The sequence below is a fragment of the Burkholderia sp. AW49-1 genome, from assembly GCF_053427845.1.
The window spans coordinates 1-22165 of the sequence record NZ_JBSAXF010000007.1; the positions used below are offsets into that span (position 1 = coordinate 1).

Annotated in this window: 20 protein-coding genes; 5 read left to right on the forward strand and 15 right to left on the reverse strand. The window is 67.3% G+C overall.

Features of this window, described 5'->3' with window-relative positions; translation table 11 throughout:
- Positions 1 to 228 precede the first annotated feature (228 nt).
- From ACV22W_RS13265 to phnS, 7 genes are read right to left on the reverse strand one after another with little or no spacing between them, the layout of a single operon-like run.
- Positions 229 to 780, reverse strand: a complete 552-nt coding sequence (locus ACV22W_RS13265; protein ID WP_448019728.1) for a phosphonate degradation HD-domain oxygenase — start codon at positions 778 to 780, stop codon at positions 229 to 231.
- 4 nt (positions 781 to 784) lie between these two features.
- The gene (phnY, locus tag ACV22W_RS13270; protein WP_448019729.1) at positions 785 to 2239 is read right to left on the reverse strand and encodes a phosphonoacetaldehyde dehydrogenase; all 1455 of its coding nucleotides are present in this window, start codon (positions 2237 to 2239) and stop codon (positions 785 to 787) included.
- Positions 2236 to 3546 (reverse strand): phosphonoacetate hydrolase, encoded by a 1311-nt coding sequence (phnA, locus tag ACV22W_RS13275; protein ID WP_448019731.1) that lies wholly within the window; start codon positions 3544 to 3546, stop codon positions 2236 to 2238. Before phnA ends, phnY begins: the two co-directional genes overlap by 4 nt.
- Entirely contained in the window at positions 3543 to 4403 is an 861-nt protein-coding gene (phnV, locus tag ACV22W_RS13280) for a 2-aminoethylphosphonate ABC transport system, membrane component PhnV (protein WP_448019733.1), read from the reverse strand. Before phnV ends, phnA begins: the two co-directional genes overlap by 4 nt.
- Positions 4393 to 5313, reverse strand: a complete 921-nt coding sequence (locus ACV22W_RS13285; RefSeq protein ID WP_448019734.1) for a 2-aminoethylphosphonate ABC transporter permease subunit — start codon at positions 5311 to 5313, stop codon at positions 4393 to 4395. The genes phnV and ACV22W_RS13285 overlap by 11 nt, the downstream gene beginning before the upstream one ends.
- Positions 5291 to 6394, reverse strand: a complete 1104-nt coding sequence (gene phnT, locus ACV22W_RS13290; protein ID WP_448019736.1) for a 2-aminoethylphosphonate ABC transport system ATP-binding subunit PhnT — start codon at positions 6392 to 6394, stop codon at positions 5291 to 5293. The genes ACV22W_RS13285 and phnT overlap by 23 nt, the downstream gene beginning before the upstream one ends.
- A 34-nt stretch (positions 6395 to 6428) precedes the next feature.
- On the reverse strand, positions 6429 to 7520 hold the full coding sequence (gene phnS / locus ACV22W_RS13295; protein WP_448019737.1) for a 2-aminoethylphosphonate ABC transporter substrate-binding protein: 1092 nt from the start codon (positions 7518 to 7520) through the stop codon (positions 6429 to 6431).
- A 255-nt stretch (positions 7521 to 7775) separates the two neighbouring features.
- On the opposite strand from phnS, the gene ACV22W_RS13300 reads away from it, so the two are divergent.
- On the forward strand, positions 7776 to 8885 hold the full coding sequence (locus tag ACV22W_RS13300; RefSeq protein WP_448019739.1) for a 2-aminoethylphosphonate--pyruvate transaminase: 1110 nt from the start codon (positions 7776 to 7778) through the stop codon (positions 8883 to 8885).
- 95 nt (positions 8886 to 8980) lie between these two features.
- Here ACV22W_RS13300 and ACV22W_RS13305 read toward each other — a convergent pair whose 3' ends face one another.
- The 3 genes from ACV22W_RS13305 to aroQ are packed head-to-tail and all read right to left on the reverse strand — an operon-like array spanning position 8981 to position 11669.
- Entirely contained in the window at positions 8981 to 10321 is a 1341-nt protein-coding gene (locus ACV22W_RS13305) for an MFS transporter (protein WP_448019741.1), read from the reverse strand.
- A 41-nt stretch (positions 10322 to 10362) separates the two neighbouring features.
- On the reverse strand, positions 10363 to 11217 hold the full coding sequence (locus tag ACV22W_RS13310) for a shikimate dehydrogenase (RefSeq protein WP_059697935.1): 855 nt from the start codon (positions 11215 to 11217) through the stop codon (positions 10363 to 10365).
- Positions 11214 to 11669 carry a type II 3-dehydroquinate dehydratase gene (aroQ, locus tag ACV22W_RS13315; protein ID WP_059528374.1) on the reverse strand — a complete coding sequence of 152 codons (456 nt, stop codon included), beginning with the start codon at positions 11667 to 11669 and terminating at the stop codon, positions 11214 to 11216. The genes ACV22W_RS13310 and aroQ overlap by 4 nt, the downstream gene beginning before the upstream one ends.
- A gap of 257 nt (positions 11670 to 11926) precedes the next feature.
- On the opposite strand from aroQ, the gene ACV22W_RS13320 reads away from it, so the two are divergent.
- A complete protein-coding gene (locus ACV22W_RS13320; protein ID WP_448019743.1) occupies positions 11927 to 13819 on the forward strand; it encodes a bifunctional sugar phosphate isomerase/epimerase/4-hydroxyphenylpyruvate dioxygenase family protein in 1893 nt (630 codons plus the stop codon).
- A gap of 287 nt (positions 13820 to 14106) precedes the next feature.
- Complete coding sequence (locus ACV22W_RS13325) at positions 14107 to 14370, forward strand: hypothetical protein (RefSeq protein ID WP_059528378.1); 264 nt, start codon at positions 14107 to 14109, stop codon at positions 14368 to 14370.
- Positions 14371 to 14457: 87 nt separating this feature from the next.
- Here the strand turns inward: ACV22W_RS13325 and ACV22W_RS13330 are convergent, their stop codons facing one another.
- On the reverse strand, positions 14458 to 15252 hold the full coding sequence (locus ACV22W_RS13330) for an AraC family transcriptional regulator (protein WP_124611535.1): 795 nt from the start codon (positions 15250 to 15252) through the stop codon (positions 14458 to 14460).
- Between the two features lie 666 nt (positions 15253 to 15918).
- Here ACV22W_RS13330 and ACV22W_RS13335 point away from each other — a divergent pair.
- Both ACV22W_RS13335 and ACV22W_RS13340 read left to right on the forward strand, forming a co-directional pair.
- Positions 15919 to 17055 (forward strand): branched-chain amino acid ABC transporter substrate-binding protein, encoded by a 1137-nt coding sequence (locus ACV22W_RS13335; protein WP_448019745.1) that lies wholly within the window; start codon positions 15919 to 15921, stop codon positions 17053 to 17055.
- Positions 17056 to 17376: 321 nt separating this feature from the next.
- Complete coding sequence (locus ACV22W_RS13340; protein ID WP_059528387.1) at positions 17377 to 18687, forward strand: MFS transporter; 1311 nt, start codon at positions 17377 to 17379, stop codon at positions 18685 to 18687.
- Between the two features lie 129 nt (positions 18688 to 18816).
- On the opposite strand, the gene ACV22W_RS13345 is transcribed toward ACV22W_RS13340, so the two are convergent.
- The 4 genes from ACV22W_RS13345 to garD all read right to left on the reverse strand — a co-directional run bounded on the left by ACV22W_RS13345 (position 18817) and on the right by garD (position 22141).
- Complete coding sequence (locus ACV22W_RS13345) at positions 18817 to 19254, reverse strand: DoxX family protein (protein WP_059528390.1); 438 nt, start codon at positions 19252 to 19254, stop codon at positions 18817 to 18819.
- 225 nt (positions 19255 to 19479) lie between these two features.
- A complete protein-coding gene (locus ACV22W_RS13350; protein ID WP_448019747.1) occupies positions 19480 to 19935 on the reverse strand; it encodes an RbsD/FucU family protein in 456 nt (151 codons plus the stop codon).
- A gap of 78 nt (positions 19936 to 20013) precedes the next feature.
- A complete protein-coding gene (locus ACV22W_RS13355; protein WP_448019749.1) occupies positions 20014 to 20406 on the reverse strand; it encodes a nuclear transport factor 2 family protein in 393 nt (130 codons plus the stop codon).
- Between the two features lie 181 nt (positions 20407 to 20587).
- Positions 20588 to 22141 carry a galactarate dehydratase gene (gene garD / locus ACV22W_RS13360; RefSeq protein WP_059692295.1) on the reverse strand — a complete coding sequence of 518 codons (1554 nt, stop codon included), beginning with the start codon at positions 22139 to 22141 and terminating at the stop codon, positions 20588 to 20590.
- Between the last annotated feature and the right edge of the window lie 24 nt (positions 22142 to 22165).

Sequence of the window (22165 nt, forward strand, 5' to 3'; positions counted from 1 at the left end):
CTGAACTACTTCGTTGCGACGGCTAGGGCTCAACTTCGTGTGCGCCGGGGTTCTACAACCCATACTCGAGCGCACCGCTTCCCTTCCTCTCCCGCGCCGCGTTGCCGTTAGCGCGAAAGAGGCGTGATTCTAAGCAGCTCCCGGTGATCGCGCAAGCGGTTTCTCGAAAAAAATATAAGGCCCCGCACGCTACCGCGTGCGGGGCCTTATATAGAGGCAGCCGAAGCGTCAGACCATACGCGCCTGGCGCGCCACTATCTCCATATAGTGATCGAGACCAGGCGTCACCTTGCCCTCTTCCTTCGCGGTATCGTCCCAGCGGCGCAGGCGCAATGCGTCCTCCGCGAACGGGCGCCGCAGGAACGCCGCCGTTTCCTCTTCACTGAAGATGCCTCCCTGCAGCGCGAGGCTGCGCACCGAATCCGGCGACAGGCTCCCGAAGTAGCCGGCGTCCGTGCGGCACAGGCAACGCTTGGCGTCGACGTGCAACCGGATCGGCTCCAGCACCGCCTCGTTGAACAGCGGCCGCAGAAACGGCAGCACGTAATACTGATGCAGGTCGTCGATCCCCCGCGCGCTCGGCGTCTCGCCCTGCCGATTCAGCAGATGCCCCAGGTCGTGCAGGAACGCGGCCGCAACCAATGCGTCGTCGGCGCCCGCTTCCTCCGCCAGCAACCCGCTCTGCAACGCATGCTCCAGCTGCGTGACCGGTTCGCCGCTATACGCGACGTGGCCATGCTCGCGATACAGCCCGTGAATCTCTTCCACCGTCAGTGCCATCCGCTCACTCCCAAGGCAGCGAAAACGTCTTCAGGTTCGTGAAGCTCTTCATCGCTTCCTGAACGCCTTCCTTATAGCCGAGCCCCGAATCCTTGATCCCGCCGAACGGCGACAGCTCGATCCGGTATCCGGGCACTTCCCAGACATTCACCGTCCCGACGTTCAGCTCGTTCACGAACCGCACGACCGCGGCCGTACTGTCCGTACAGACACCCGACGACAGCCCGAATGCCGTGCCGTTGCTGATCCGGATCGCATCGTCGATCGTGTCGAACGCGATGACGGGCGAGACGGGGCCGAAGGTCTCCTCGCGCACGATCGTCATCGACGGATCGACATTGTCGAGCACGGTCGGCGAATAGAGCGCCCCGCGACGCACATTGCCGGTCAGCAGGCGCGCCCCCTGCGCGACCGCCTCACCGACCCGCGCTTCGAACAGCCGCGCCGCCGCGTCGTCGATCACCGTGCCCATTTCATTCGCGGCATCGAACGGATCGCCATATTTCCATGCACGTGTCTTCTCGACGAGCAACTCGGTGAACGCCGGCGCGATCGAGCGCTGTACCAGGATCCGCTTGACGGCCGTGCAGCGCTGCCCCGAATTCCGGTACGAGCCGAGCACGGCCAGCGATGCGGCACGTTCCAGATCGGCGTCGTCGAGCACGATCAGCGGATCGTTGCCGCCGAGTTCCAGCACGATGCGCCGGTAGCCGGCCCGCGCGGCGATCGCCTTGCCGATCGACACACCGCCCGTAAAGGTGATCAGCGATGTGTGCGGATGCTTGACGAGTTCGTCCGAGATTTCGCGCGGGTCGCCGGTCAGCACCTGCAGCATCGGCTCGGGCAAGCCGGCCTCGTAGAGCAGGTCCGCCAGATAGAACGCCGACAACGGCACCTTCTCCGACGGCTTTACGATCACGCGGTTATTGGTCGCGATCGCCGGCGCGATCTTGTGTGCGACCTGATTCATCGGATGATTGAACGGCGTGATCGCGACGATCACGCCGTCGAGCGGCTGCCGCTGCGAAAACACGCGGCGCGCCTTGCCATGGGGCGTCAGGTCGCAGGAGAAGCTCTGCGCGTCGTCGCGCAGCGCCTCGACCGCCGCGAACTTCAGCACGTCGGCAACGCGGCCGATCTCATAGCACGAATCCCGTTTCGACAATCCCGATTCGAGCGTGATCAGGTCGGATGCCTCCTCGGTACGCTCGCGCAGCAGCGCCGCCGCGCGTTCGAGAATCTGCGAACGCTCGTAACGCGTGAGCGCCGGCCGGTACGCCATCGCGTAGTCGAACGCGGCGCGCACGTCGTCGACGCTCGCCAGCGGCACCGTGCCGACACGCATGCCGGTATACGGATCGGTGACGTCGAGAACACGGTCGCGCGTCGCACGCGTGCCGCACCAGCGCAGCGCCTCGGCGCGAAAGGCGGGGTGATCCTGTCGGGGATGAGCCATCATGACGCGCCCCGGTTCAGCACGAAATCGAAGACGTCGAAATTGCGCGGACGACGTACAGGATCGTCCCGCTCGATCCGACGGTTGAACAGCAACGGCACCTCCTGCTCGGACACGCCGCCGTGCGAACGCAGCGGCACGGTCAGGCCGGACAGGTCGTGTTCGCGCTCGCGCGTGCCGAGCGTCATGTCGCGCCGTGCGATCACGACGAGGTCGCCGATCCGGTCGGCCGGCAGCTCGAAGCGCGCGGCCGCTTCCGCGTTGTCGAGCACGAGCTCGACGCCGTCGATCCCGCCGACGCGCCACATCGCTTCGGTCCGGTCGACGCCGGGTGCCAGGTAGACGGTCGCGAACGAGCCAAGCGCGCCGTGGTGCACGACGTACGGATCGGTAATCGGCAGAATCACACGCGCCATCTGCACGCCGAACCAGACGTCGAACGCGTCCTGCAGATAGATCACGTTCGGGCGGCCCGTTGCCGGATCGTGCTTCGCGTTCATCCCGTGGTCGGCCGTGAGCCCGATCGCCCAGCCGAGCGCGTCGAGCTGCGCGAGATAGCCGTCCATCATTGCGTAGAACGCGTTCGCGCCGGCACTGCCCGGCTCGCACTTGTGCTGCACGTAATCGGTGGTCGACAGGTACATCAGGTCGACCTGGCGCGTCTGCGCAAGCCGCACGCCGGCCGCGAACACGAATTCGGAAAGCGCCGCGCTGTACACGTCGGGCGACGGCAGGCCAACCCAGTCGAGCACGTCGACGATTCCGTTTTCGGCGAGATTCGCCTGCGCGGCCTTCTCGGCGGAAAAACAGATGCCCTTCATCTGCCAGCCGAGCAGCCGGCGCAGCTTGTCCTTCGCCGTGACGACGGCCACCCGCGCGCCGGCGTCGGACGCCGCCGCGAGCAGCGTGCCGGCGCGCAGGTAGGCCGGGTCGTTCATCATCACTTCGGCACCGCGTCCGCCGTCGGCGGCCGGATCCCAGAAGTAGTTGCCGCAGATCCCGTGGACCGCCGGCGGCACGCCGCAGACGATCGACAGATTGTTCGGGTTGGTGAAGGTCGGCACGACGCAGTCGGCGCGCCAGGCCGTGCCTTCCGCGATCATCCGGCCGATGAACGGCGCGACGCCCGCCGCCACCGCGCGCTCGAGATAATCGTACTCGCAGCCGTCGACGCAGACGACGACGGTCGGTTCGACCGGCAGCCGGTAGCGCCGGCCGTTGACGTCGACGGAACGTCCCGCGAGATGCGCCGATACCTTGCCGGCGGCCGGTTGCTCGCCGGGCTGCCGCAATGCGAACGCGGCGTTCATGATGCCGCCCGCTTGCCGCGCGGCACCCGCGCGGCGATCAGCAGCAGCGCCGCGAGCGACGCGCCGAGCATCAGCAGCGACAGCGCCGATGCCGGAAGGTAGTAGCCGCGCTCGACTTGACCGATCACGACGATCGGCACGGTCGCGAAACCCGGCGGGTAGACGGTCAGCGTCGCGCCGAGTTCGCCGAGCGACAGCGCAAAGCCAAGCGCGAGGCTCGCGCGCAGCGCCGGCACGAGCTGCGGCAGCAGCACGCGGCGCAGCACCATCGCGGGCGGCGCACCGAGGCTCGCCGCGGCTTCACGCAGCACGGTCAGCTCCGGGCGCAGCGCGGCGGCCGCGCAGCGATAGCAGAACGGCAGAATCAGCGCGAGTTGCACGAGCACGACGATCGCGGCGGAACTCGACAGGTCCAGCGGCTTCTGGTGATACGCGATCAGCACCGCAAGCCCGAGCACGACGCTCGGCACGCCGTTCGGCACCATCACGAGCGCATCGACCAGCGCGCCGAGGCCTCGCCGGTCGCGCCCTTCGAGCGCGAGTGCGAGCCACAGCCCGAGGATCGTGCCGATCGCCGACACGCCGAAGCCGATCTCGAGGCTCGTCAGCAGCGCGTCGTATTCCGGCGAACCCAGCCGCTCGAACCAGCGCAGGCTGTAGCCGGCCGGCAGGATCGTGCCCGACCACTGCGTCGACACGCTCGACAGTGCAACGACGATGACCGGCAGCACGAACAGCCAGAAGCTGGCGAATGCGGCCAGCGCGAGCGCCGCGCGCGACGCATGCTTGAGCAGCGTGTCGCCCCAGCCGATCCGATGGCGCGGTACGGCTTGCCCGATACGAAATTCAGCGGACATCGTTCCCTCCCGTCGCACGCCGGTTTACCCGGCGATAAACCGCATAAAGCGCCAGCGACAGCGTGAGCATCACGACCGCGCCGGCCGATGCGGTCGGCAGGTCGAGGTCGACGGTCGCGCTGCTGTGGATCGCGACCGGCAGCGTCACGAGCCGCGCGCTGCCGAGCACGAGCAGGATGCCGAACTCGTTCAGCGTCAGCAGGAAGCACAGCACGGTGCCGGCGGCGATGCCCGGCCACGCGATCGGCAGCACGACACGGCGCGCGAGCATCCAGCCGGACGCGCCGAGGCTGCGTGCCGCCTCGATCAGGCGCAGGTCGAGCGTCGCGAACGACGCGAGCGTCGGCCGCACGACGAACGGCGTATAGAACACGGTCTGAGCGAGAATCACGCCGCCGATGCCGAACAGGAAATCGAGCGGCGGGGTCTCGAGATGGAACAGGTGCTGCAGCGCGATGCTGATCGAGCCTTGGGAGCCGTACAGGAAGATTAGCGTGAACGCGACGAGGAACGACGGGAACGCGACGTACAGTTCCAGGAAGCGCGTGACGAGCGATGCGCCCCGAAACGGCTTGAAGAACAGCAGCGCGGCCAGCAGCACGCCGAGCACCGACGCGGTGCCGGCGCTCGCGAACAGCACGCCGACGGTCGTCAGCAGCACGTTGCGCGTATCGGGGTTGCCGAAGAACGTCCGGTACGCGGCAAAGCTCAGCCCGTGATCGCCGGACACGCTCAGCAGCACGAGCCGCACCAGCGGATAGACGACGAGCGGGCCGAGCACGACGATCGCGAGCGCGGCGAGGTGCAGATCGCCCATGCGCTTGCGGCGCCGCGCGGCGGCGGCATGCGCGGCGGCCGACGCGAGCACGTGCGGCGGCAGGCCGGCTTCAGGGCGCGATAAGGACGACATCGTCTGCCTCGCAATGCAGGGAAACGCGCGCCCCGCGCTCGGGAGCCGCGCCGCGGCCGCGTTGCATCGTGACGCGCACGGGTTCGTCGGGCGCCGCGTCGATCACGACCGCGATCGACAGGTCGGCGCCTTGCCATTCGACCGACGACACCGTGCCGTGCAGGCCGCCCGCCGCGAGCGGCATCACGGTCAGGCGCTCGGGCCGCACGCATGCGACCTTGCCGCGCACGTCGTGACGCGGGTCGCCGAGCGGGAAGATCACGTGCGGTGGCAGCAGGTTGGCCGGGCCGAGATAGCGCGCGACGTAGCCGTCCTGCGGCGCGTCGTACAACTGCTGCGGCGTGCCGAGCTGCGCGATGCGGCCGTCGCGCATCAGCAGCGCGCGGTCGGACAGCACGAGCGCGTCGTCGCGGTCGTGCGTCACGCAGACGACGGTCAGGTTCGGCAGGCGCTCGTGCAGCGCCTTCAGTTCGCTGCGCACCGACGCGCGCAGGTTGGCGTCGAGCGCCGACAGCGGCTCGTCGAGCAGCAGCACGTCCGGCTCGATCACGAGCGCGCGGGCCAGCGCGACGCGCTGCTGCATCCCGCCCGACAGTTGCGCGGGCAGGTGGTGGCCGGCCTCGCCGAGCTGCACGAGCTTCAGCGCGTCCGCAACGCGGCGCGTCACTTCCGACGAGGCCATCCCACGGGCGCGCAGCCCGAATGCGACGTTCTCGAACACCGACAGGTGCGGGAACAGCGCGTAATTCTGGAACAACAGACCGAGATTGCGCTTGTGCGGCGGCGCATGGGTCAGGTCGCGTCCGGCCACGGTCAGCGTGCCGGTCAGGCCGTCGGCCTTCACGAACCCGGCGATGAAGCGCAGCAGCGTGGTCTTGCCGCAGCCGCTCTTGCCGAGCACGGTCAGAAATTCACCAGCGCCGATCGACAGCGACAGATCTTCCAGCACCGTGCGTGCGCCGTAGCGCACGCTCAGGTGTTCGATCTGCACGCCGCCCGGCGCGCCGGACCGCAGCGTGGCGCACGGTTCGGCGGCGCCGAATGCGCCGGGATGGGTCAGGGTGGTTTCCACCGGGTTCATCCTCTTGCTCACTAATACAGGCGGCGTGTGCCGATCACTTCGGCTTGACGACGTCGAGCTGCTTGCCCGAGCTGCCGATCACGTCCTTCTTCCAGCGCTCGATCCACACCGGCTTCTTCGCCATCACCTGCGCCCAGTCGACCGGGATCAGCTTCACGCCCGCGATCGCCTTCTTGACCGCTTCGCCGTTCCTGCCGGCCAGCGGCACGTCCGTGCGGCCCGGGATGCCGTACATGTCCGGCACCTTCGACTGCACTTCCGTCGACATCAGGTAGTCGATCAGCTTCCTGCCGGCATCCTGGTTCGGGCCGCTCTTGATCAGGCCGATGCCGTACGGCAGCTGGAAGGTGGTCGGCTGGTCGCCGTCCTTCGCGGCCAGGAAGATCGGCTTGACGGCCAGCGCGCCGTGCTCGGCGTCGTCGAGATCCATCTGCAGGTCGCCGTTCGCGACGCTGATCTCGTTACGCGACAGCAGCACGTTCAGGTAGCCGGTGCCCTTCGTGTGGAATTTCACGCTCTGCGACAGCTTCGCGAGGTAGTCGAATGCCTTGTCCTCGCCCATCAGCGACGTCGTCAGGATCAGCACGGCCATCCCGTCGCCGGCCGTGGCCGGGTTCGAGTACGCGACCTTGCCCGCGTAGGCCGGCGACAGCAGGTCCGCGAACGTCTTCGGCTGGTTCTTCACGACGTCCGGGTTGATCGCGAACGAGAAGTAGTTGTTCACGAACGTCGCCCACGTGCCGTCTTCCGCCTTCGCGATCGCCGGCACGTTCTTGTAGTTGACGCTCTGGTACGGCTGCAGCAGGCCCATCTGGCCGGCTTGCTGGATGAACGGCGGCAGCGTGACGATCACGTCCGCCTTCGGCGAGTTCTTTTCGATGTTCGCGCGATTGACGACCTCGCCGCTGCCCGCCGTCACGATGTTCACCTTGACGCCTTCCTTCTTCTCGAACGCCGGCAGCACATCGCGATAGAGATTCTCGAGACCGTCCGCCGTATACAGCACGACCGCGTTCGCCGCATGCGCGGGCATCGCCGCGCCTTGCAACAGACCAGCGGCGCAGGCGGCCAGCGCGAGCTTGCGGAACGCGCCGGCAGCGGCGCGCGAGGAATTCTGCAGTGTCATCTCACTTCTCCGTAGGCGGAACACCAAACGGCCGGGCACGATCCGGCTCCTTTCAGTCGGACAGACCGACGACCGGCCTGCCTCGCTGCCGCGCTGCAGGTGGTCTCGCGCGGCAACCGAAGGATCACAGCGTTCGATGACAACGCCGTGACGCGCGCCACAATTTCCACAAAATGACACATTTTGCCAATATCATGCAAGTCGCCCAGAAATGCCAACCCGGCGTTTCGTCCGATCTTTGCTGGAGAAAAAGCCATGCCCGCCCCGATTCTGCTCACGCCCGGCCCGCTGACCACGTCCGCCACAACACGCCACGCAATGCAACATGACTGGGGTTCGTGGGACGTCGCTTTCAATCAATTGACGGCCAGCGTCTGCGCGGATCTCGTCACGATCGCGCGCGGCGGCAACGAATACACGTGCGTGCCGATGCAAGGCAGCGGCACGTTTTCGGTCGAGGCCGCGTTGGGCACGCTGGTGCCGCGCGACGGCGTCGTGCTGGTGCCGGACAACGGCGCGTATTGCGCGCGCATCCTGAAGATCCTCGGCCGGCTCGGCATCGAGGCGATCGCGCTGCCGTTCGGCGAGGACGCCGCGGTCGTCCCGGCGGCGATCGAAGCCGCGTTCGCGCGCGAACCGCGCATCACGCACGTCGCGCTGGTGCATCTGGAAACGAGCGCCGGCATCCTGAATCCGCTCGAGGCGATCGCGGCCGCGTGCCGGCGGCACGGCAAGCGGCTGATCGTCGACGCGATGAGTTCGTTCGGCGCATTGCCGATCGCGCTGGCGGACAGCGGGATCGACGCGCTGATCTCGGCGAGCGGCAAGTGCCTGGAAGGCGTGCCGGGGATGGGGTTCGCGATCGTACGGCGCGACGCGCTCGACGCGAGCGAAGGCAACTCGCCGTCGCTCGCGCTCGATCTCCATGATCAGTACGCGTACCTGCGCAAGACGGGCCAATGGCGCTTCACGCCGCCGACCCACGTGATCGCCGCGCTACGCGCCGCGCTCGACCAGTACCTGGCCGAAGGCGGCCAGCCCGCGCGCGGCGCGCGCTATGCGGAGAACTGCAGGACCTTGATCGAATCGATGCGCGCGCTCGGCTTCACGCCGTTCCTCGACGCCAGCGTGCAGGCGCCGGTGATCGTCACGTTCCATGCGCCCGACCATCCGGCCTACGATTTCCGCCGCTTCTACGACGCGGTGCGCGACGCGGGCTTCATCCTGTATCCGGGCAAACTGACGCAACGCGAGACGTTCCGCGTTGGCTGCATCGGCGCGATCGATGCCGGCGACATCCGGCGTGCGGTCGCGGCGATCGCGCTCGCGGTCGAATCGCTCGGGATTGCCGTGCAGGGCGCGTGAGCGTCAAGGCATGCAAGCGGGGAACGCAGAAACAAAAAGGCCCGGCGACCCACAGGTCGCCGGGCGAACGCACCGAGAGTGCGTGGAGCCGGTACTTACAGTTCGATCCGCTTGATGTCGCCGACGACGAAGATGTACGACAGCGCACCGATCAGCGCGATCACGCCGATGAACACGAGCGCGCCGACGAACGATCCGGTCGATGCGACGATGAAGCCGACGACGAGCGGCGTGATGATGCCCGCGAGGTTCGCCGCGAAATTGAAGATGCCGCCCGTCACGCCGAGCAGGCCGTCCGGCGCGATGTCGGACACGAGCGTCCAGCCGAGCGCGGCCATCCCCTGCGCGAAGAATGCGACCGACATGATCGCGATCACGGCTTCGTTGCTTTGCACGTAGTTCGCGAGAATGATCGTCGACGCGAGCAGCAGGCCGGCGATGATCGGCAGCTTGCGCGCGAGGTTCGCTGACTTGCCGCGGCGCAGCAGCCAGTCGGAGAAGATCCCGCCGAACATCACGCCGACCGACGCGGCGATGAACGGCATGATCGCGAAGAAGCCGATCTTCAGCCAGCCCATATGGCGCTCGGTCGCGAGATAGGTCGGGAACCAGGTGAGGAAGAACACGAGCGTCGAGTTGCCGGCGAACTGGCCGAGGCAGATACCCGCGAGCTGGCGCTTCTTCAGCAGCCGGCCGGCCATCGACCAGCTGAACTTGGCCTGTGCAGGCTTGCCGCTCTTGTCGCCGTCCTTGCGCGCGCCGTGCACGAGACCGCCGCCCGCTTCGATGTACGCGAGTTCCTCCGAATTAGCGGCCGGATGGTTGCGCGGCTCGTGATAGAACTTCCACCAGACCAGACCGAACACGATACCGACCGCGCCGACGACCCAGAACAGCGAGCGCCAGCCGAACGCACCCATCAGCGCGAACAGCACGGGGCTGAAGAACGCGAGGCCGATGTACTCGCCGACGGTGTAGGTGCCGGTCGCCATCGCGCGCTCGTTCTGCGGGAACCACGTCGCGACGACCCGGCTGTTGGTCGGAAAACACGGCGCTTCCGTCACGCCGAGGCCGAGCCGGCATGCGAGCAGCGTCCCGACACCGGGCACGAAGCCCTGCAGCAGCGTGCACAGCGACCACAGCGTCATCGACCAGTAATAAGTGATCTTGCTGCCGAAACGGTCGAGGAACAGGCCGCCGGGCACCTGCATCGCGACGTACGTCCACGAGAACGCGGAGAACATGATGCCCATCACCGCCGCGTTGATGCCGAGCTCCTTGGTGAGCTGCGGCGCAGCCACCCCCAGCACGGTACGGTCGAGATAGTTGATCATCGTGCCGATCGCGAGCAGCGCGAGGATCTTGTAGCGCGCCGAGGTCCGCCGGACCGTGCCGGCCGCCGCGGACGCGGCGTTCGTGTGGGTGGTGTGCTGCATGGTTGTCTCCTGGTCTATTTTTCAGCTAGTCGGTAGAAGGGTCAGCGTGCGACGAGCGACTGAAAGTGTTCGAACATCCGCTCGTCGTCCGGCGTTCGTCCGGTGAAGATCTCGAACGCATCGACGGCTTGGTACACGGCCATCCCGCCGCCCGGCAGCGTCGCGCAGCCGGCCGCGCGCGCGGCGCGGATCAGTTCGGTTTCGAGCGGGAAATACACGATGTCGGCGACCCACATTCCCGCATGGAGCAGCTCGGCCGGCAGCGGCAGGCCCGGATGCTTGGCCATGCCGGTCGGCGTGCAATGAATCAGGCCGGTCGCGGCCTGCATCGCGGCCGCGAGATCGCTGCCCGGCGTGACCCGGGCGGCCGGGAAGCGCTGCTGCAGCTCACCCGCGAGCGCGACGGCACGCGTGCCGTCGACGTCGAAGATCGTCAGCTCGGCGGCGCCCATCTGCAGCGCGGCATGCGCGACGGCCGCACCCGCGCCGCCCGCGCCCAGCTGCACGACACGCTCGAGCGACGCGTCGGGCAACCCGCGGCGGAACGACTTCGCGAAACCCGACCAGTCGGTGTTGTGGCCGATCCGCTTGCCATCCTTGAACAGCACGGTGTTCACCGCGCCGAGCGCGCGCGCGTCGTCCGACAGCGCGTCGAGGTGCTCGATCACGCGCTGCTTGCACGGATGCGTGATGTTGAGCCCGTTGTAGCCCATCCGCTGCGCGGCATCGAGCAGCTCCGGCAGCGCGTCGGCGGTCACGCCGAGCACATCGAGATCGATGCGCCGGTACACGTAGCCGAATCCCTGGCGGAAACCTTCTTCCTCATGCATCGCGGGCGACAGCGAACCGCCGATGCCCTGGCCGATCAGGCCGATCAGAAAAGACGGGCGGCTCATCGTGCGGCTCCCTGCGCAAAAAGGGTCGACAGGCGCTGCAGCGCGAATACGTAGCCTTCGGTGCCGCAGCCGCAGATCACGGCTTCGGCCACCGCCGACACATACGAGTGGTGACGGAATGCCTCGCGACGATGCACGTTCGAGATATGCACCTCGATCACGGGTTTCGCGATCGCGGACAGCGCGTCGGCCAGCGCGACCGACGTGTGCGTATACGCGGCCGGGTTGATCACGATGCCGTGCGTATCGTGACGCGCGGCGTGCAGCCAGTCGATCAGCTGGTGCTCGGCGTTCGACTGGCGAAAGTCGATCTCCAGTCCGAGCCCCTCGGCCGCCGTGCGGCAGCGCTGCTCGACGTCGGCAAGGGTTTCCGCGCCGTAGATGTGGGGCTCGCGGGTCCCCAACAGATTCAGGTTCGGGCCGTTCAGCACCAGCACCTTGTGCTTGCTCATGGTGTTTCTGCTCCTAAAACGGGGGCGCATCGCTAGCCGACTTCGCCCCTTGACGTCAAGATTTGGCGCTAGTGTGCGCTTGCGCAAGCGCAATGTCTTTTCGGGTTTTCGCTAATTTGTACCATCTAGTTAGTTTGTATAATTCGCCATACTCCCCCAGTAAATTCGGGATGTGGCGCCCGCAGGTCGTTCAACGACTGGTTCATTCCGGCCCGATCCGGCCGACGCCACGCCCCGCTCACCCGCAGGATTCGCCCATGCAGCGCTCGATCGCCACCGTGTCACTGTCCGGCACGCTCGCCGAGAAGCTCACCGCCATCCAGGCCGCCGGCTTCGACGGCGTCGAAATCTTCGAGAACGACCTCGTCTACTTCGATGGATCGCCCGCCGACGTGCGGCGCATGGCCGCCGATCTCGGCCTCGACATCGTGCTGTTCCAGCCGTTTCGCGACTTCGAGGGCGTGAGCCCGGCCCAGCTCGCCCGCAATCTCGACCGCATCCGCCGCAAGTTCGACGTGATGCACGCGCTCGGCACCGACCGCATCCTCGTATGCAGCAACGTGTCGCCCGACACGATCGCGGACGATGGGCTGCTGGTCGACCAGCTCGGCGCGCTCGCCGAAGCCGCGCGGCAGGCCGGCGTAGTCGCCGCGTACGAGGCGCTCGCGTGGGGCCGCGTCGTGAACCGGTACGGCCATGCATGGCAGCTCGTGAACGCGGTCAACAGCCCGCATCTCGGCCTCGCGCTCGACAGCTTCCATACGCTGTCGCTCGACGATTCGCCGGACGCGATCGCCGACATCCCCGGCGACCGGATCGCGTTCGTGCAGATCGCCGACGCGCCGAAGCTCGCGATGGACGTGATCGAATGGAGCCGACACTTCCGCTCGTTCCCCGGCCAGGGCGACTTCGACCTCGCCGGCTTCACGGCCCGCGTGATCGAGTCCGGTTACACGGGGCCGCTGTCGCTCGAGATCTTCAACGACGGCTTCCGCGCCGCGCCGACCGCGATCACCGCCGCGGACGGCCACCGCTCGCTGCTTTATCTGGAAGAACTGACGCGCGCGCGGCTCGCGCAGGACGGCCGCGCGCCCGCCGCCGGCCAGCCGCTGTTCGCGCCGCCGGCGCCGCCCGCGCACGTCGGGTTCCAGTTCATCGAATTCGCGGTCGACGCGCAGGCGGCAGCCACCGTCGGCGAATGGCTCGGCCGGATGCGATTCCGGCTCGCGGGCCGTCATCGATCGAAGGACGTGACGTTGTTCCAGCACGGCGCCGCATCGATCGTGCTGAACGCCGAGCGCGACTCGTTCGCCGACGCGTTCTTCCAGCAGCACGGGTTGTCACTGTGCGCGTCGGCGTTCCGCGTCGACGATGCGAAAGTGGCATTCGAACGCGCGGCCGGCTTCGGCTACGCGCCGTTTTCCGGGCGCGTCGGCCCGAACGAGCGCGTGCTGCCGGGCGTGCAGGCGCCGGACGGCAGCCTCGAATACTTCGTCGACGAGATGCCGAACGCGCCGACGCTGTACGAATCGGATTTCGTGCTGACCGACATCGATGGCCCGACCGAGGTCGGCCCACTGACGGGCATCGATCACGTCTGCCTCGCGCTGCCGGCCGACGCGCTCGATACATGGATCCTGTTCTTCAAGACCGCCTTCGGCTTCGAGGCCGAGCGCAGCTGGCTCGTGCCCGATCCGTACGGCCTGATGCGCAGCCGCGCGGTGCGCAGCGCCGACGGCTCGGTGCGGATCGCGCTGAATGCGTCGGTCGACCGCCATACGGCCGTCGCCGAATCGCTCGACCGCTATCACGGCACGGGGCTGAACCACGTCGCGTTCCGGACCGACGACATCGTGAAGACGGTCGCCGCGTTCGCGGCCGACGGCGTGCCGTTCCTGCGGATTCCGCCGAACTATTACGACGATCTCGCCGCGCGCTACGCGCTGCCGGACGAGTTGATCGACACGCTGAGCACCCACCATCTGCTGTACGACCGCGACGAAGACGGCGGCGAATTCCTGCATGCGTATACGGAACTGGTCGACAACCGCTTCTCGCTCGAAATCGTCGAGCGGCGCGGCGGCTACGACGGCTACGGCGCGGCCAACGCGGCCGTGCGGCTCGCCGCGCAGGCTCAGCGCAGGAAATAAGGGCGCAAGCGAATTGCGCGCAGGGCGAATCGAACGAGAAAACCACGACGACCCTGCGACGTGCGCCGCGCGGATACGCCGTCGTGGTGAATACCAAAGCGGCGGCGCCACGCCCGACAAGGCTGGCGGCTCGGGGCCGGAAACCGCCGCCGGGCGGAGGTTACATCCGGTAACGCACGCCGCACTGCAGCATCGGCCTGACCACCGCGATTTTAAGAATCGCTTAAGTCTTCGACGGCACCATCCGCAACCAGTACCCGATGGATATCCGGAAAAGGAGGACAGCGATGAGCGCCGTAGATGCACCCGCGGGCCGCCCGGCCGCCCCCCCTGTGAAAAAGACGATGCTGCGCCGTTTGCTCAGCCATCATGAAATCGCGACGCTGCTCGTGCTGCTGCACGCACCGATCGGCGCGAACGCCAAACCCGAATTGCCCGCGCTGCAGGAAGCCGGCCTCGTCGAGATGATCAAGCTCGACGCCGACACGGCACCGAGCTTCCGCCTGACCGAAGACGGCACGGCCGTCCTGAAAGGCCTCGGCTACCGCTGAGCCGCCGCTTTCCGGCTTCCTTTCCCCGCTTCTTGCTCTCGCACCACCCCGATCCTTCAGACCCGCCGGCCCGCCCGGCGCGTCACTTCACCCGGCCCGGTCCTGCAACATCAGCCGGTATTCCGTCGGCGTCACACCGACCGTCGCCTTGAACTGGCGCGTGAACGCGCTGTGATCCGTATAACCGCATAGCGCCGCGACGTCGGTCACCTTGTCGTGCGTGACGAGCAGCGCCGTGGCCGCGTCGAGCCGCGTTTTCAGCAGCACCTGGCGGGGCGTCAGGTGAAACACCTTGTGGAAGTAGCGTTCGAGCTGCGCGACCGACATCCCGGCCATCTGCGCAAGCTGCTTCAGGTTCAGCGGTTGCACGTAGTGATCCTGGATGTGCTGCACCACGTCGGCGAGCTTGCTGTAGGCCGGATGCGATCCCTCGTGCGCCTTCAGGTCGCGCGAGATGCCCGCGAGACCGACCACCTTGCCGGCCGCGTCGCGCAGCGGCTCCTTGCAGGTCAGGCACCAGCCCGGCTGGCGGCCCGGATACAGATGCAGCTCGAGCTGGTCCATCAGCTGCTGGCCGGCGGTGATCGTCGCCATGTCCTGTTCGAAGTAGGTCCGGCCGAAGCGGCGCGGAAACACCTCGTCGGTCGTCTTGCCGAGCAGGTCGCGCTTGTCCTTGTAGCCGCAGCGCATCGCCAGCGTGCGGTTGACGAGCGCGTAGCGACCGTTCGCGTCCTTCACGAAGAACGCGACGTCGGGCAGTGCGTCGAACACCGGCTCAAGCAGGCGGAAGTGCGCGAGCATCGCGCCAAGATCGGCGTTGTCGGGCTGGTAGCGCAGCGTATCGGACAGGCTCATGGGCGGTGCGGCAAGAAAGGTCGTCATCCCGGCATTGGCGAAGGGAGTGGCTGATGGCGTCGATTATAGGAGCGCGCTCAAGAACACGTCGTGGCGATCTCGGACAAGCGATCGGGCGGCGCGATGAACGGCGGTCCGCGCAACGCGCCGCCGATCGGCGACGATCAGCGACGATCGGGGGGGCCGCATACGTCGGCGCATCGTACGCCGTGCGGTTGTGCGCGCAACCACTGCGGCGCGCTTGTCGGGCGGCGCCGATTTCGCATCGGCCCGCTGCATGGCGCCGGGCATCCGTCGGCAACGTCGGCGATATCGACGCACCTCGCCGGTACCGAAACAACGCTCGCGAAGCCGCCATCCTAGAAATGCCGGCGTGTCGCGTCTTGGCGCGATTGCGCATTCCACATGACGATTTCGGCATATATCAGGGTTATCGACGATATGCCGAAATCGTCGCCGGCCACGCATCGAACGCGCAAGACGCGCGCATTTTCGCTACCTAGACTTCGATCAACGGTTACGAGACGACATCCCGCCGCCGCCGCACACGCCGATTCCGGCACAACCCGCGCGGCGCACGGCACACACCGCACGGCTGTCGCAAACGCCTGCAGACCGATACGTCTCGCCCGGTTTACCGCACCGGCCCGCTGGCCGGCGGCGGCCCAACCACGCCATCAAGGGGAAGTGAAAGTGAAGCTGAAGGTATCGCACGTCGCGCTGGCCGCTGCCTGCGCACTGTCGGGCGCGCACGCCAACGCCGCCGACGTCGTCAAGATCGGTTTCGCCGCACCGCTGACGGGGCCGCAGTCGAACTACGGCACGGACATGCAGAAGGGCGTGCAGCTCGCGATCGCCGATTTCAACGCGACGCATCCGACGATCGGCGGTCAGCCGGTCACGTTCCAGCTCGACTCGCAGGACGACCAGGCCGACCCGCGCACCGGCACGACGGTCGCGCAGCGGCTGATCGACGACAATGTCCGCGGCGTCATCGGCCACTTCAACTCGGGCACGAGCATTCCGGCGTCCGACCTGTACGATCGCGCGGGGCTGCCGCAAATCTCGATGGCGACGTCGCCGCAATACACGGCGCGCGGCTACAAGACGACCTACCGGCTGCTGACGAGCGACGCGCAAGCGGGCCGCATCGTCGGCACGTACGCGGTGAAGACGCTGCGCTTCAAGCGCATCGCGATCATCGACGACCGCACGGCCTACGGCCAGGGCATCGCCGACGAATTCGCGAAGGCCGTGCAGGCCGCCGGCGGCACCATCGTCAAGCGTGATTTCACGAACGACAAGGCGCTCGACTTCTCTGCAATCCTGACCAACCTGAAGGGCATCAACCCCGACGCGATCTTCTACGGCGGCGGCGACGCGCAGTCTTCGCCGATGATCCGCAAGATGCGCCAGCTCGGGATGAAGGCCGCCTTCGTGACCGGCGAGATGTCGCGCTCGCCGACGTTCCTGAAGGTCGGCGGCGAAGCGGCCGAAGGCGCGATCGTCTACATGGGCGGGCTGCCGAAGGAAAAGATGCCGGGCTTCGCCGGCTACGCATCGCGCTACAAGGCACGCTTCAATGAAGACGTGATCACCTATTCGCCCTACTCGTACGACGGCACGATCGCGCTGCTCACCGCGATGAAGGACGCAAACTCGACCGACCCGAAGGTTTACACGCCGTATCTCGGCAAGGTGTCGATCAAGGGCGTGTCGGCGCCGAGCATCGCGTACGACGCGAAGGGCGACCTGAAGGATGCGCCGGTGACGATCTACAAGGTCGAGCACGGCGCGTTCAAGCCGGTCGACACGATCGCCGGCAACTGATCGAGCAGACCCTGTCACGCGCGCGGCGCGGCAAGCGGTTCACCCGCCTGCCGCGCCGCGTGCGTTTCGTCCCGACGAAGTCCGAAGCATTCCTCGGCGCGGCCCCGCGCGCACGCATTTCGCGCTCCTGTAGAATCCCCCCACCCGCTTTGACGCTTCGTCTGCGTCGTGCCCCATCCCGGTGCGACGGTGCGTGTCGCGCGCCCATCCGGCGCTCGGCACACGCTCGACGACGCAAGCCGCGCCTTGCCAGTCCATGCCGATAGCGGGTTCTGGAGACGCAGCACCGACAACAACATTCGAAAACCGATCGTCCTGACCATGCAAGCTTCCGAATTGAGCGGCGTGCCTCGCGCCGCCGAACGCGCGCTCACGCGCAGCGACTATAAAACTCTTGGCCTTGCCGCACTCGGCGGCGCTCTCGAGTTCTACGACTTCATCATCTTCGTGTTCTTCGCACCCGCGATCGGACAGCTGTTCTTCCCGCACGACATTCCCGACTGGCTGCGCCAGTTGCAGACGTTCGGCATCTTCGCGGCCGGTTATCTCGCGCGCCCGCTCGGCGGCGTGATCATGGCGCACTTCGGCGACCTGTTCGGCCGCAAGCGGATGTTCACGCTGAGCGTGCTGATGATGTCGGTGCCGACGCTGCTGATGGGCCTGCTGCCGACCTACGACTCGATCGGCATCCTCGCGCCGGTGTTGCTGCTGCTGTTCCGCGTGCTGCAGGGCGCGGCGGTCGGCGGCGAAGTGCCGGGCGCATGGGTGTTCGTGTCGGAGCACGTGCCGTCGCGCCATATCGGCTATGCGTGCGGCACGCTGACCGCCGGCCTCACGGCCGGCATCCTGCTGGGCTCGCTGGTCGCCGCCGGCATCAACAGCCGTTACTCGGGCGCCGAAGTTACCGCGTTCGCCTGGCGCATTCCGTTCCTGCTCGGCGGCGTGTTCGGCCTGTTCTCCGTGTACCTGCGCCGCTGGCTGCACGAAACGCCGGTGTTCGCCGAGATGAAGGCGAAGAAGGCGCTCGCGGCCGAGATTCCGCTGAAGGCCGTGCTGCGCGACCACGGCCGCGCGGTGATCGTGTCGATGCTGCTCACGTGGATGCTGTCGGCGGCGATCGTCGTCGTGATCCTGATGACGCCCGCGCTGCTGCAGAAGCAGTTTCACCTGACGCCCGCGACCACGCTGTTCGCGAACAGCATCGCGACGCTGTGCCTGACGGCCGGCTGCATCACCGCCGGCTCGCTCGCGGGCTGGATCGGCGCGAAGCGCGTGCTCGGCATCGGCGGCCTCGTGCTGGCCGCGTGCTACTACCTGCTGTTCGCGCAGGTCGCGGCCGACGCGTCGACGCTGCCGCTGTACTACGGGATCGCCGGCTTCGCGGTCGGCACGATCGGCGCCGTGCCGTTCGTAATGGTGAAAAGCTTCCCCGCCGTCGTGCGCTTCTCGGGCATCTCGTTCTCGTACAACGTCGCGTATGCGATCTTCGGCGGCCTGACGCCGGTGATCGTGTCGCTGATGATGAAGTCGAACCCGCTCGCGCCGGTCGTGTATGTCGCGACGATCTGCGTGCTCGGCGCAATCGCGGTGCAGTTCTCGAAGGATGCGAAGGACCTGAAGGACGCGCGCTGAACACCGGCGCGCATGCGCCGGCTGGATGAACAAAGGGCCGAATCCCGCAGCGTGCGGGATTCGGCCCTTTTGATTTGGTTCAGCGCGGCGCGCGACGCGCGTGCGTCGCGCCGTTCAGCCCGGTTCGACTCAGCGCAGCGCGCCGTACGACGAACTCGGCCGGCGCAGCGCGTCGATGCTTGCGCCGCCCGCGCCGGTCACGAACAGCAGCAGGAAGCCGCCGGCGATCGCGATGTTCTTCCAGAAGTGGATCACCATGTCGTGCTGGACCGCAGCGTCGGTCGCGTCCCAGAAATTGTGTCCGACCATCGCGGTCGCGACCGTATAGAACGCCATCAGCAATGCGAGCGGCTTCACCTTGTAGCCGACGATCAGCAGCAGGCCGCCGAGCGCTTCGATCGTGACGACGACCGGGCCCGTCACCTGCGGATAGGGCACGTTCAGCCCATGCAGATAGCCGATGAAATCGCTGTAGCCGAGCAGCTTCATCACGCCGCCCCACAAGAACAACGCCGCCAGCGCCAGGCGTGCGAAAAAAATGACGCCGGAATCGACGGAACGCGTCATGCCAATCTCCTCGTATGCAAATCGGCCGTCCGCGCGAGGCGTGCCCGCGCGGTTCGGAACCGCGCGGCCTTGTCGGGCCCGCGGCAAATGGGCCAGCATAGAGGGTCTTTTCGCGGTGTCCAAGAAAAAGGTTGTAGCAAATCTTTACACCGTGGCGGCGACGCAGGCATGACGGCACCACGAAGAACGACACCCGGCCGCCGCCGCGAATAAAGGGAACGAGCCTTAACCGGCGTCGCTCAGCAGCACGCCCTTCTTGAACAGGAAGCAGCCGTAGCCGCGCAGCTCGCCGGTGACGATCACCGCATACGCCTGTTGCGCGCGCTCGTAGAACGCGAATCGATCGACGCCCACGAGCGGCACGGCGCGCCCTTCCGCGCGATCGATTTCGGCCTGCACTTCGCGCTGCACGGGCGGCACCGCGGCCGGATCGCCGACCACTTCCATCCGCCACGCGGGCGTCTCGACGAACGTGTCGAGCGGCAACACGGACAGCACCGCGCGTGCGACGCGCGCCGAGTCGGCGCCGTCGATGCGCAGCGCGCGGCCGACCACCGTGTGCTCGGCGACGGATTCCGCCGGAAAATTCGCATCGCAAATCACCACTTCATCTCCGTGGCCCATCGCGCGCAGCGTGTGCAGGATGTCGGCGTGCAGCAGCGGATCGAGATTCTTCAACATGTGGGCAAGTCTCCGGGATCGGGAACGAATGGCATAAGTTACCCGATCCCGGCGGCCGCGGGGCATGCATCGCTCACGTCACGATGCCGCGGCCGGCATTTCGTCGATGAAACCCGTGACCGACTTCAGGCGGCCCGACGCATCGACGGTGCCGAAATCCGAACCCCTCACGATCGCCGCGCCGTCGGGCGACACGAGCGCCCATGAGAAGCGCAGATGCTGGCCGAACCCGTCGACGTCGGTCGTGCGGCGAAATCGGAACGCGGGGAAGCGCGCCTGCACCGCGGCGATCATCGTGTCGATGCCCGCGTGGCCGTCGCCGGCCATCAGCGGATCGCGATAGGCCGCGTCGCTCGAGTAGGTCGCATCGATCAGCGCGCGCCGGCGTGCGACGTCGGGCTCGTTCCACGCGTCGAAATAGCGGTCGATCAGGTCGGCGTGTGCGGACTGGACGGTTTGAGCGGTGTTCATGCGAGGCTCCTGGTCTGGATGAAGGAAGGACAGCGCCGCGGACATTTCGCGTTCGCGTGCCGCCATCGTCGCCGGCCTCGCACGGGCAGTCGATTACGTTCGAGGTAAGGACATCGCGTCGCCACAAGCAAAAACGGGCGCCCGAAGGCGCCCGCATCGTCAGCCGTTTCGATCGCGCGCGTCAGGTCACCGGCGCCGGATTGAACAGCGTCAGCGCATTCGCGAGCTTCCATTGCTCTGCCCACGTGCGGCGCTTGCCGCTCGCGACGTCGAGCATCAGCCGGAACAGCTCCCAGCCCACGTCCTCGATCGAGGCCGCGCCGGTCGCGATCTGCCCCGCGTCGAGATCCATCAGGTCGTGCCAGCGCCGCGCGAGATCGCTGCGCGTCGCGACCTTGATCACCGGCACCTGCGCGAGGCCGTACGGCGTGCCGCGGCCGGTCGTGAAAACGTGCAGGTTCATCCCCGCCGCGAGCTGCAGCGTGCCGCAGATGAAATCGCTCGCGGGCGTCGCCGCGTACAGCAGCCCCTTCTGCCGCGCCCGATCGCCGGGACGCACGACGCCGGCGATCGGCGCGCTGCCCGACTTCACGATCGAACCCATCGCCTTCTCGACGATGTTCGACAGGCCGCCCTTCTTGTTGCCGGGCGTCGTGTTCGCGCTGCGATCGACGCGGCCGCGCTGCAGGTAGCGGTCGTACCAGTCCATCTCGCGGATGATCTCGCGGGCGACGTCCTCGTTCGCTGCGCGCGACGTGAGCTGCGCGACGCCGTCGCGCACTTCGGTCACTTCCGAGAACATGATCGTCGCGCCCGCGCGCACGAGCAGGTCGGCCGCGAAGCCGACCGCCGGGTTCGCGGTCAGCCCCGAGAACGCGTCGCTGCCGCCGCACTGCACGCCGACGACGAGATCGGACGCCGGACAGGTTTCGCGACGGCGGCGGTTCAGCCGCTCGAGATGCGATTCGGCCATCGTCATGATCGAGTCGATCATCGAGTTGAAGCCGACGTGCGCGGCGTCCTGCAGGCACACGACGCCACCGTTGTCCGTCGCGCCGTCGGCCGCCAGCGGAATCGCGCCGGGCGGCAGCAGGCGCTCGGGCTGCAGCTTCTCGCAGCCGAGGCTCACCGTCATCACCTCGCCGCCGAAGTTCGGGTTCAGGCTGATGTTGCGCAGCGTGCGGATCGGGATGTCGGCATCGGGCGCATCGATCGCGACGCCGCAGCCATACGTGTGCTCGAGCCCGACCACGTCGTCGACATTCGGGTAACGCGGCAGCAGTTCGTCCTTGATCCGCTTCACCGCATGCTCGACGACGCCCGACACGCACTGCACGGTCGTCGTGATCGCGAGGATGTTGCGCGTGCCGACCGACCCGTCGGGATTGCGAAAGCCCTCGAACGTATAGCCTTCGAGCGGCGCCAGCGGCGGCGCGGCACGCGTGGCGAGCGGCAGGTCGTCGAGGCCCGGCGGCTCCGGCATGCGCATCGTGCGCTCGTTGACCCAGCTGCCGCGGCGCAGCTCGGTGAGCGCGTAGCCGATCACGACGTTGTAGCGGACGATCGGGTCGCCGGCCGCGAGGTCGACCAGCGCGACCTTGTGCCCTTGCGGCACGCCTTCGCGCAACGTCAGGCCGTCGGCGAACGTCGCGCCCTCGGGCAAGCCGCCGTCGTTGACGACGATCGCGACGTTGTCGTCCGGGTGCACGCGGATATAAAGGGGGGAAGCAGTCATTGGAATTCCTGGAAGGCTACCAGC